At 74.3% G+C, this 11,264-nt stretch carries 10 protein-coding genes; 3 read left to right on the top strand and 7 right to left on the bottom strand.

Annotation, left to right across the window (positions count from 1 at the left end):
* Window positions 1-14 precede the first annotated feature (14 nt).
* The 3 genes from ACFQS1_RS23950 (at window position 15) to lhgO (ending at window position 3,549) form a co-directional block, all read left to right on the top strand.
* Window positions 15-713 (top strand): response regulator transcription factor, encoded by a 699-nt coding sequence (locus ACFQS1_RS23950; protein WP_378972153.1) that lies wholly within the window; start codon window positions 15-17, stop codon window positions 711-713.
* Complete coding sequence (locus ACFQS1_RS23955; protein WP_378972156.1) at window positions 710-2,215, top strand: sensor histidine kinase; 1,506 nt, start codon at window positions 710-712, stop codon at window positions 2,213-2,215. Before ACFQS1_RS23950 ends, ACFQS1_RS23955 begins: the two co-directional genes overlap by 4 nt.
* Before the next feature lie 128 nt (window positions 2,216-2,343).
* Entirely contained in the window at window positions 2,344-3,549 is a 1,206-nt protein-coding gene (gene lhgO / locus ACFQS1_RS23960; RefSeq protein ID WP_378972158.1) for an L-2-hydroxyglutarate oxidase, read from the top strand.
* Window positions 3,550-3,561: 12 nt separating this feature from the next.
* Here lhgO and ACFQS1_RS23965 read toward each other — a convergent pair whose 3' ends face one another.
* The 7 genes from ACFQS1_RS23965 to ACFQS1_RS23995 form a co-directional block, all read right to left on the bottom strand.
* On the bottom strand, window positions 3,562-4,305 hold the full coding sequence (locus ACFQS1_RS23965) for a sortase domain-containing protein (protein WP_378972161.1): 744 nt from the start codon (window positions 4,303-4,305) through the stop codon (window positions 3,562-3,564).
* Between the two features lie 124 nt (window positions 4,306-4,429).
* The gene (locus ACFQS1_RS23970) at window positions 4,430-4,630 is read right to left on the bottom strand and encodes a hypothetical protein (protein ID WP_378972164.1); all 201 of its coding nucleotides are present in this window, start codon (window positions 4,628-4,630) and stop codon (window positions 4,430-4,432) included.
* Complete coding sequence (locus ACFQS1_RS23975; RefSeq protein WP_378972166.1) at window positions 4,627-6,243, bottom strand: GGDEF domain-containing protein; 1,617 nt, start codon at window positions 6,241-6,243, stop codon at window positions 4,627-4,629. Before ACFQS1_RS23975 ends, ACFQS1_RS23970 begins: the two co-directional genes overlap by 4 nt.
* A 21-nt stretch (window positions 6,244-6,264) precedes the next feature.
* Window positions 6,265-7,800, bottom strand: coding sequence for an AMP-binding protein (locus tag ACFQS1_RS23980; RefSeq protein WP_378972169.1), 1,536 nt, complete (start codon window positions 7,798-7,800; stop codon window positions 6,265-6,267).
* Window positions 7,801-7,829: 29 nt separating this feature from the next.
* Window positions 7,830-9,041 (bottom strand): acyl-CoA dehydrogenase family protein, encoded by a 1,212-nt coding sequence (locus tag ACFQS1_RS23985; protein WP_378972360.1) that lies wholly within the window; start codon window positions 9,039-9,041, stop codon window positions 7,830-7,832.
* A 49-nt stretch (window positions 9,042-9,090) separates the two neighbouring features.
* Entirely contained in the window at window positions 9,091-9,924 is an 834-nt protein-coding gene (locus tag ACFQS1_RS23990; protein WP_378972171.1) for a MaoC/PaaZ C-terminal domain-containing protein, read from the bottom strand.
* Between the two features lies 1 nt (window position 9,925).
* Complete coding sequence (locus ACFQS1_RS23995; protein ID WP_378972174.1) at window positions 9,926-11,248, bottom strand: 3-oxoacyl-ACP reductase; 1,323 nt, start codon at window positions 11,246-11,248, stop codon at window positions 9,926-9,928.
* Window positions 11,249-11,264 lie beyond the last annotated feature (16 nt).

Consider the following 11,264-nt stretch of genomic DNA (forward strand, 5'->3'; position numbering starts at 1 on the left):
CCGATCCTGGGAGGATGACCACACCAGTGCGGATCTTGGTGGTGGAGGACGACATCGCGGTCCGCGACTCCCTGGCGCGCAGCCTCCGCTTCGAGGGACACCAGGTCGACACCGCCGCCGACGGCGTCGCGGCGCTCGACGCCGTGCGCGCCACCGAGCCGGACGCCATGATCCTCGATGTCATGATGCCCCGCCTCGACGGCCTGCAGACCTGCCGCCACCTGCGCGCCGAGGGTGTCGCCCTGCCCGTGCTGATGCTCACCGCCCGCGACGGCGTCGGCGACCGGGTCGCGGGCCTCGACGCCGGCGCCGACGACTACCTGGTCAAGCCGTTCGCGTTGCAGGAGCTCCTGGCCCGGCTGCGGGCGCTGCTGCGGCGCTCGGCCCGCGCCCCGGTCCCGGCGGGCGATTGGCTGACCTTCGCCGACGTACGCCTCAACCCGGCCACCCGCGAGGTGCGGCGCGGCGAGCGCCCGCTGCGCCTGACCCGCACCGAGTTCGCGATCCTCGAGTCGTTCCTGCGCCGGCCCCGGCAGGTGCTGAGCCGGGCGGCGCTGTTCGAGCAGGTTTGGGGCTACGACTTCGGCGAGCAGTCCAACAGCATCCACGTGTACCTGGGATATCTGCGGCGCAAGCTGGAGGCCGAGGGGGAGCCGCGGTTGCTGCACACGATCCGCGGGGTGGGTTTCGTGCTGCGCGAGGATCCGCTGTGACGGGCGCGGGGTCGCCGCCCGGAAGCCGTGGGCGGGACACGGCCCGGCGTCCCGAATCGGGGTGGTGGCGTCGCCGTTCGCTGCATGCCCGGCTCTCGCTGCTGGTCGCCGGCGCGGTGGCGGTGGCGCTGGTGGCCTTCGCGGCGGTCGCGTTCGTCGCCGCCCGCGCGATCCAGGAGCACCGCCTCGCCGAGCAGCTCACCGCCGACGCCCGCACGATCGCCCGGGCGCCCGGCCAATGGGCGGCCGGCCGCGACGGGCCGCCCGGCCGGGGCTACCCGGGACATCCGGACGGCCGTCCCGGGCGCGGCGACCCCCGTCGCGAGCTCGGCCCGCGCTGGCAGATCATCAACGCGTCGGGCCAGGTGGTCAGCGCCCCGGACACGCCGCTGCCGGTGACCGGCGCCGCCCGCCAGGTCGCCGCTGGCGTGGGCCGGCGTCCCGCGAAGCAGGCCGTCGAGCAGGTGACGATCGGCGCCGACAGCTACCGGATGCTGACCACGCCGCTCGCCGGCGGCGGCGCCGTCCAGGTCGCGATCAACGAGGCGGAGTCCCGGCACACGCTGACGGTCCTCGCCGTCTTCCTGGCCGCCGGCTGCGTGATCGGCATCGCCGGCGCGGCCTTCGCCGGCCGGGCGGTCGCGCGGGCCGGCCTGGTCCCGGTCGAGCGGCTCACCCGGGCCGTCGAGGACGTCGCGGCCACCACCGACCTGACCCGGCCCATCGAGGTGACCGGCGACGACGAGATCGCCCGCCTGGGCCGCTCGGTCAACACCATGCTCGCCGCCCTGGACACCTCCCGCCGCGCCCAGCGCACCCTGGTCGAGGACGCCGGGCATGAGCTGCGCACGCCGCTGACCAGCATCCGCACCAACGTGGAGCTGCTGCTCACGGTCGAGCGCCGGCCGGATCTGGCGCACCGGCTGCCGCCGGAGGAGCGGGCCCGGCTGCTGGCCGACCTCGACGCCCAGGTGCGCGAGCTGGCGGCCCTGACCACCGAGCTGGTCGAGCTGGCCCGCGAGGAGACCACCCGCGAGGCCGCGGAACAGGTCGCGCTGGGCGACGTGGTCACGGCCGCGATCGATCGCGTACGGATCAGAGCACCCGGCCTCGTCTTCACCTCGTCGCTGTCCCCGGTGACGGTCACCGGCCGCCCCGGCGAGCTGGAGCGGATGGTGGTCAACGTCCTCGACAACGCCGCGAAATGGAGCCCGCCCGGCGGCGAGGTGACCACGACGCTGACGCCGGACGGCACGCTCACGGTGTCCGACGCCGGCCCCGGCATCGCCCCCGAGGACCTGCCGCACGTCTTCGACCGGTTCTATCGCGCGGCGTCCGCCCGCTCGATGCCCGGCTCGGGCCTCGGCCTGGCGATCGTCGCGCAGACGGCCGCCCAGCACGGCGGCACGGTGACCGCGGGCCCGAACACCCCGCATGGCACCACCGTGACGATCACCCTGCCGCCGGCGGGGCCACCGCCCGGCGGCACGCCGCCGGACTGAGCGCCGTGACCCGGGCCCGCGGAAATCCTGGTCCGCCGCCGTCTAGGGTTCCTGGTGTCCGGTCCTGATCGTGCGACCCGAGGAGTGCCGATGTCCGTCGTTTATCCCGCGTGCGGGCGGTGACCGGGATGGCGGACGAGACCATCGGCATCGTCGGCGCCGGCATCGTGGGGCTGGCCATCGGCCGGGAGCTCACCCGGCGCCGGCCGGGCGCGCGGGTCGTGGTGGTCGAGAAGGAGGACCGGGTCGCGGTCCACCAGACCGGCCACAACTCGGGCGTCGTGCACGCCGGCATCTACTACCAGCCGGGCAGCCTCAAGGCGCGGCTCTGCACCCGCGGCGCGGCCATGCTCCGCGAGTACTGCGCGGACCGGGATCTTCCGTACGACGAATGCGGCAAGCTGGTCGTGGCGGTGACGCCGGACGACGTGACCCGGCTCGACGCGCTCGCCGCCCGGGCCGGCGTCAACCTCGTGCCCGGGCTGCGCCGGGTCGGCCCCGAGGAGATCCGCGAGATCGAGCCGCACGGCGCCGGTCTCGCGGCGCTGTACTCCCCGCGGACCGCGATCACCGACTACGCGCGGATCGCGGAGTCGTTCGCCGAGGACATCGTGGCGGCCGGGGGAGAGGTGCGCTTCACCTTCCCGGTCACCGGGGTGCGGCCGGCCGGCGGCGGCCTGCTGGTGTCGTCGCCGGCCGGGGAGCTCGCGGTGGACCGGCTGATCGTCTGCGCGGGCATCCAGAGTGACCAGGTGGCCGGGCTGGCGGGCGACACCGCGGCGCCGCGGATCATCCCGTTCCGCGGCGAGTACATGCGGGTGAAGCCGGAAAAATCCGGCATGGTGCGCGGGCTCATCTACCCGGTGCCCGACCCGCGGTATCCGTTCCTCGGCGTGCACTACACCCGCCGGGTGGACGGGAGTCTCGAGGTCGGCCCCAACGCGGTGCTGGCGACCGCCCGGGAGGGCTACCGGCGCGCCGACGTCTCGGCCCGCGACCTCTGGGGGATCGCGACGTGGCCGGGCGCGTGGCGGATGGCCGGCCGGCACTGGCGGACGGGCGTCAAGGAGATGTACGGCTCGTTCTCCAGGCGCGCGTACATGCGGGCGGCACGGCGCTACGTGCCCGAGATCGGCGTGCACGACGTGGTCCGCGCGGGCGCCGGCGTCCGCGCCCAGGCCGTCGACCGGGACGGCAGCCTGGTCGACGACTTCCGGATCCACCGGCTGGGCGCGGTCACCGCCGTACGCAATGCGCCCTCGCCCGCCGCGACCTCCAGCATGGCCATCGCCGAGCACGTCATGGACGTCATCGAGGGCCGGAGCGCGAGCTGACCCGCGCCCTCGTCACGCCGTCCGGGCGAAGACCACCAGGTTGGCGCCGTGCGGGCCGCCCACGGTGACCAGGGTCAGCACCGGGTAGTCGCGCGCGCCGTAGACCCGTTCGTTGGGGAAGGCCTTCTTCGGGTACATGCCGACGCCGATGACCACGAAACGCGCCTCGCTCGCGTCGGCGCGCCGCACCACGATCTCGTCGCCCGGCCGCAGCAGCCGCAGCCGGTGGAAGACGGCCGGGTCGCCCTCGGCCGTGGCGGCGTGCCCGGCGAGGACCGACGAGCCGGTGCCGCCCGGCGCGGGGGAGTTCCGGTACCACCCGGCCGGCCCGTGCGGGACCGGCGGCGGGACGTCGAGGGTGCGGTCCGACCGCAGGCCGATCGGCACGACATCGGCCACGAGCTCGACGGCCGGTATCTCGACGGCGATCGGCGCCGCCGGCCCGGCGACCCCGGCCGGCGCGGCCGTGCCCGATGTCGCCCGGTCCGATGTCGCCCGGCCTGATTTCGCCCGGTCCGATTTCGCCCGGTCCGAGGTCGCCCGGCCTGATTTCGCCCGGTCCGAGGTCGCCCGGCCCGGCGCCGATCTCATCTGGCCGGCATTGATCCGGCCGGCATTGACCTGATTCGGATTGGCCGGGCCGGCATTGGCCGAGCCGGCGTTGGTTGGGCTGGCGTTGGCCGGGCTGGCGTTGGCCGGGCCGGCGTCGGCGGGGCCCGATCCGGTCTGCTCCGGCTTTCCGGCGTCAGCGAGCACGCTGTCCTCCCGCAGGTCACGTGGGATCGCGCCGGTGGGCGGATGGGGCGCAACGGGCGGGAATGCCCGCAGGCGCACCTTAGACCCGCCCGGCCCGGCGCGGAACCGTGGTGTCGGAGATCGGTCACTCGCGGGCGTAGGTGACCGTCCGGCCCGCGTCGCGGAAGCCCAGCCGGTGGTGGAGCCGCCGGATCCGCGCCCGGCGATCGTCGGAGGACGGGCTCGGCCGGGCGAGGTCGCCGATGCGCCAGGGACAGTCCGGGGTCCAATCCCGCTGCACGGCGCGCTGCATGGCCCGCAGCTCGGCCGGGGTCACGCCGGTCATCGGTGCCCGGGCTCGGGCACGAGCGCCTCGTGCCCGACGAAGAGCCGGGTGCCCAGGCGGGCCCGGCGGATCGCGTCGCCGCCGGCCCGTTTGGCCTCGTACATGGCCTGGTCGGCGCGGTACAGGGCGTCGCCGAGGGCGATCGCGGGCGCGGCCGCGATGCCGATGCTCACCGTCGCCGGGCAGTCGGGCAAGGCGCGCACGGCGGCCAGCATGCGGGCGGCGGTGGTGGCGGCGGTGGCGGTCGAGGCGTCGGGCAGCAGGGCGCCGAACTCGTCGCCGCCCAGGCGGGCGATCAGGTCCTGGTCGCGCAGCTGGGCGGAGAGCGCCTGGGCGATCGCGCGCAGCACCGCGTCGCCGGCCGGGTGGCCGTAGGTGTCGTTGATCTGTTTGAACTTGTCGGTGTCGATGATCAGGACGGTGACCGTGGCGTTGGGCGCGGTGGGCAGGGTCTGGGCGCGGCGGACGGCGCGGTCGAAGGCGCGGCGGTTGGCTATCCCGGTCAGCGGGTCGAGGTCGGCGGCGCGGGTGGCCTGCTCGTGCTGGGCGCGCAGGGCCTCGAGGGACTTCAGCGTGGCCGCGGTGTGCAGGGTGTGCTGGCGCTGGCGCCAGAGCGCCGCGGCCAGGGTGTCGCCGTAGGACAGGCCCATCGTGGCGCCGGCCGAGCCCTGGGCGGCGAGCAGCACGGCGTGGGTGCGGTGGGTCGCGGCGGTGATCAGCCAGCCGGAGTCGGCGGGCAGGCTGGTGACGGCCTCCTCGATGACCCGGACGGCCTCGTCGAGTTTGCCCGAGCGCTTGAGCGCCACTGCCCGGAAGGACCAGCTGAACGCCAGCATCGACGGCGCGACGTGGCGGCCGGTCAGCGCGGCCACGTAGTGCTCGATGTCGGCCGACGCGCCGGCCGGATCCTCGCGGTCGGCCCGGGCGCAGGCTGCCATCAGCAGCGCCAGCTCGCGCCACGTGTCGGCCGAGGCGCCGGACGCCTCGGCCGCGGCCTGCAGCGCGAACTGCTCGGCGATGGCGGTGTGCTCCTCGGCCTCGGCGATCTGATCGACCTGGTACAGCTCGAGGGCCCAGTGCAGGTGCATCTCGGCGAGGTCGAACAGCCACATCGCCCGGTTGCCGTTCTGTTCCGGGTCGGCCGCGCTGATCGCGTACGCCGCCTCGTACTGCGGGCCGGCCAGCTCGTACAGCCGCAGCTGGAGGTAGCCGACGGCGATCGCGACCCGGGCGTTCACGGCCGCGACCGGGTCGAACCCGCCGCGCAGGGCCGCCTCGGCCGCGGACAGGTCGCGCAGCGCGGCGTCGACGTCGTACTCGGCGATGTCCTCCTCGCCCAGGCGCAGCCGCTCGGAGGCCCGGGTCGCCAGCGCGCACGCCACCCAGCCGTCGCTGCGCTCGCGTTCCGCCGCGCGCAGCATGACCTCGACCGCGTCGAGCGCGCCGCGCAGCTCACCCCGGACGATCAGCGCCACCACGCGCACGAAGTGCAGGCAGGCGAGGTCGCCGCCCGGCGTGCCCAGCTCCGCGGTGACCTCGGCCAGCACCGCGTCGGCCTCGCCGGCCTGCGCCCGTTCCAGCAGCCGTGCGGCGCGCCGCGAGGGGTCCTGCATGGGCGACCGTCCAATGGCGATTCAGTGGGGAAGCTCGCGTTTCAGGACCTTACCCGTGGCGTTGCGGGGGAGCGAGGCCAGGAAGACGATGTCGCGCGGCACGCAGAACCGCGCGCGATGTCGCCGTACGTATGTGCGAATGGCGTCCGGATCGAGCGACGCCGATTCCCGCAGCACCACGTAGGCGGCCAGCCGCTGCCCGTACTCGTCGTCCGGGACCCCGATCACCGCGCATTCCCGCACCTCCGGCAGGTCGGCCAGCAGCCCCTCCACCTCGGACGGGAAGACGTTCTCGCCGCCCGAGACGATCATGTCGTCCTCGCGGCCGTCGACGTGGACGCGACCCGAGGCGTCGACGTGCCCGAGATCCCCGGTGGCGAGCAGGCCGTCGCGGATCTCGCGGGCGCTGCCGTTGGTGTAGCCCTCGAACAGCATCTCGTTGCCGACGAACAACCGTCCGGTCTGCCCGGGCGGGACCGGCGCGCCGGCGGCATCGAGCACCGCCACCGTGGTCCCGCGCGGGGGCCGTCCCGCGGTGCCGGGCGCGGCCCGCAGGTCGGCCGGGGTGGCGATCGAGGCCCAGGAGGCCTCGGTGGAGCCGTACAGGTTGTAGAGAATGTCGCCGTACCGGTCCATGAATCGCGTGGCCAGCCCGCCGGGCAGGGCCGAGCCGCTGACCGCGGCGATGTCCAGCGCCGGGCGCGGATGCTGCGCCGGCAGCTCCATCAGGCCCTGCAGCATCACGGGTACGGCGATGAGCGCGGTGCAATCGTTCTCGCGCATGAAGGTCAGCGCCGCCGCGGGCTCGAACCGTCGGCGCAGCACGACCGTGGCCCGCAGCGCGAGCGCGATCTGCAATCCGGCGTAGCCCCAGGTGTGGAACAGTGGCGCCGCGATCATCAGGCGCACCCCGGCCCGCAGCGGGATCCGGTCGATGATCGAGCAGAGCGGGCCGAACCCGGCCGGCGTGGGCCGCCGCGCCCCCTTCGGCGTGCCGGTGGTGCCCGAGGTCAGCACGATGGTCCGCCCCGGCCGGGCCGGCGGCGCGAGGGTCACGGGCGGCACCGAGTCGATCATCTCGGCGGTCCGGCCGAGCGGGAGCGCCCCGGCGAACCCGGTCAGCGCCGCGGCGAACTCGGCGTCGTGCACCACGACCTTCAGGCCCTGGGCGTCGATGACCGACGACAGCTGGGCCGCCGACAACCCGGTGTTGACCAGCACCGGGTCGGCGCCGATGGAGGTGGCCGCGATCAGCACGGTGACCATCGCGGCCGAGTTGCGGCACAGCACCCCGACCCGGTCGCCCGCCGCGACCGGCAACGCCCCGGCCAGCCGGGACGACCGGTCGAGCAGGCCGGCGTAGGTGAGGCGGGCGCCGGAGTCGTCGACGACCGCGAGCCGCTCCGGCGACCGGGCGGCGGCCTGCCGCAACTCGCCGGCCAGCCCGTATCCCCATCTGCCGAGCGCCGCGAACTGCCGGACGATCCGGTGCGGCGGCCCGGGGTGGAGCAGCCCGCGCCTGCCCATGGTGGCCAGAACGAACGGCGTGACCTGCATCAGCGGCTGTTTTCCTGCACCGGGTCCGGTCACCGGATGGGCATCCCCGAGATGGCCCGGGAGATGACCAGGCGCTGGATCTCGCTGGTTCCCTCGAAGATCGTGTAGATCTTGGCGTCCCGGTACATCCGCTCGACCGGGTGCTCGCGCAGGTACCCGGCCCCGCCGAGGATCTGCACCGCCTTCTCGGTGACCGCCACGGCCACCTCACCGGCCTTGAGCTTGGACATCGACCCCTCGCCCGCCTCGAACGGCCGGTCGTTGCGTCCCATCCAGGCGGCCCGCCAGACCAGCAGCCGGGCCGCGTCGATCTCCGTCCGCATGTCGGCCAGGGCGAAGGCGATCGCCTGGTTCTCGATGATCGGCCGGCCGAACTGCACCCGGTTCTTCGCGTATTCCAGCGCGTACTCGTAGGCGCCGCGGGCGATGCCGATGGCCTGGGCGCCCACGGCCGGCCGGGACAGCTCGAACGTCCGCATCGCCGCCTGCCGCGAGGCCCGCTGCCCCGAGCGCGCCCGGGCCAGCCGCTCGTCCAGAGCGTCCTTGCCGCCGAGCAGGCAACTGCCCGGCACCCGCGCGTCGTCGAGGAACACGTCGGCCGTGTGCGAGGCGCGCAATCCGAGCTTCTTGAGCTTGCGCGTGCCGGCCAGGCCCGGCGTTCCCGGCGGCACGATGAAGGCCGCCTGCCCGCGCGAGCCGAGCGAAGGATCGACCGACGCGGTCACCACGTGCACATTGGCGATGCCGCCGTTGGTCGCATACGCCTTCTGCCCGCGGAGAACCCATTCGTCCTTGGCCTCGTCGTAGACCGCCCGGGTGCGCATGGAACCGACATCGGATCCGGCCTCGGGCTCGGTCGAGCAGAACGCGCCGACCTTGGGCTCGGCCGCGTCGCCGAAACATTGCGGCACCCATTCCACGAGCTGATCCGGCGTCCCGGACCCATAGATGGCCGCCACCGCCAACGACGTACCGGAAATCGCCATCGCGATGCCGGCGTCGCCCCAGAACAGCTCCTCGTTGGCCACGGGCAGGCTCAGCCCGGTCGCATCGGACCAGGTGTTGACGAGGAACTCGAAGCCGTAGAGCCCGATCTTCGCCGCTTCCTGCAGGATCGGCCAGGGTGTCTCCTCGCGCTCGTCCCATTCGGAGGCCGCGGGCCGGAGCACGCCCTCGGCGAATCCGTGCACCCACTCCCGCAGGTCGTTTTGTTCCTCGTTGAGGTCGAGCCAGAACTCCATGCGCGCGGACACCCCTCGGGACGGGACCGGACTGTACTCGCCGGTAACGTTACGGTGGCGTAACCTGGCCCGCAAGATGCGGCCGCTTCGAGTCGAGCCGGAAATTCCAGCCGTCGCCGGTGGCGGAAGCGGTGAATCCGACCCGCGCCGGCAGCAGAATGGGCTGCTTGAAGGCCACGTCCACGGTGTATTCCGCGGGCAGCCGGCCCTCCAGCGCGGCCAGCGCGCGCGCCTTGCTCCACATCCCGTGCGCGATCGGCCGGGGAAATCCGAACAGACGCGCGCCGATGCGTGAGGTGTGAATGGGATTGTGGTCGCCGGACACTTCGGCGTAGTCGCGGCCGGCCGTGGCCGGCACTTTCCACACCGCGGTCGGGGCCGGCGCCGGCGGGTGGTCGCGCTTCTCGCGCCCCTCCCGCTTGCCGGCATTTTTCGAGAGGTACGTCGAGACGCCGGTCCACACGTTCTCGCCGCTCGCGAAGGCGGTCGCCACGACGTCGAACACCCGCCCGCGGTCATGGGCGCGCAGGTTCTCGGCCCGGACCAGAAAGTCGATCCTCTCGGCCGCGCCGAGCGGCCGCCGGACCGTGATCCGGTTGGCCACGTGCACGAGCCCGACCACCGGGAACGGGAAGTCCGGCGCCGCCATCAGCGTCATCGCCAGCGGGAACGCGAGGACGTGCGGATAGGTCGCGGGCAGCGTGTCGGTGAGCCGGAACCCGCACACCCGGTCGTAACGGGCCAGGTGGCCGCGGTCGACCGGCACGCCGCGGCGGGCGATCTCGCGGTCGGGCAGCGCGTCCGGGCGCCGCGACGGCAGCAGGCCGAGGGCCGCCTTCACGAACAGGCCGCGGGGGTCCGAGGTGAGCTCGACGACCGCCATCTCACGCCCCCAGCAGGCTCTGCCCGCAGACCCGCACGACGTTCCCGGTGACCGTGGCCGAACCGGGCGAGGCGAACCAGGAGATCGTCTCGGCCACGTCGACCGGCAGGCCGCCCTGGGACATGCTGTTCATCCGCCGCCCGGCCTCGCGCAGGAACATCGGCATCCTGGCCGTCATCGCGGTCTCGATGAAGCCCGGCGCGACCGCGTTGATCGTGATGCCCTGCCCGGCGAGCACCGGCGCCATCGACCGGACCAGCCCGATCACGCCGGCCTTGCTGGTGGCGTAGTTGGTCTGGCCGCGGTTGCCGGCGATGCCCGCGATCGAGGCGACCCCGATCAGCCGCCCGCCGGCTTTGATGATGCCGCGCTCGAGGAGCAGGTCGTTGATGCGCTCCTGGCTGGACAGGTTGACGTCGAGCACCGAGTCCCAGCGGCTCTCGTCCATCCGCGCGATCGTCTTGTCGCGGGTGATCCCGGCGTTGTGCACCAGGATGTCCAGGCCGCTCAGGTGGCCGGCGAGCCGGGTGGGCGCGTCGGGGGCGGTGAGGTCGAGCTGGACGGCCCGGCCGCGCACGTCGTTGGCGACCCCGGCCAGGGCGTCGCCGGCGGCCGGCACGTCGAGGGCGATCACGTCGGCGCCGTCGCGGGCCAGCACCCGGGCGATGGCCGCGCCGATGCCGCGGGCCGCGCCGGTGACCAGCGCGGTCTTGCCGGCCAGCGGCCGGTCCCAGTCGGCCGGGGCCGGCGCGCGGCCGGCGCCGATCTCGACGACCTGGCCCGACACGTACGCGGAGCGGCCGCTGAGCAGGAAGCGCAGGGTCGACTCGACCGCCTCCTCGCCACCCGGCGCCACGTACACGAGCTGGCTGGTGATGCCGCGCCCGAACTCCTTGCCGATGCTGCGGGTCAGCCCCTCCAGGGCGCGCTGCGCGGTGGCCTCGCGCGGGTTCGCCGCCGCGGCCGGCGGCGTGCCCAGCACGATCACCCGGCCGGACGGCACGAGCGACCGGGCGACTGGATGGAAGTAGTCGTAGAGGGCGCGCAGCCCGGCCGAGCCGGTGATGCCGGTGGCGTCGAAGACGAGCGCGCCGAGGCGGGCGCCCTCCTCGGCGGTCTCCACGACCGGGACGCCGGCCGCCTCGAGCAGCTTGCCGACCGGGCCGGCCAGCCGCCCGGCTGTGCCCCCGAGCAGCACCGGGCCGGGGGTCAGCGGATCGCCCGGCCGGTAGCGGCGCAGGCGCGGCGGGTCGGGCAGTCCGAGCCGCTTGACAACGCCGCGGCCCACTCCGGAGTTCGCGAAGTTCGCGTACCTGTCTCCCATGCGCGTAGCCTACTCG

This window comes from Paractinoplanes rhizophilus, from assembly GCF_042664765.1.
Lineage (GTDB): Bacteria > Actinomycetota > Actinomycetes > Mycobacteriales > Micromonosporaceae > Actinoplanes > Actinoplanes rhizophilus.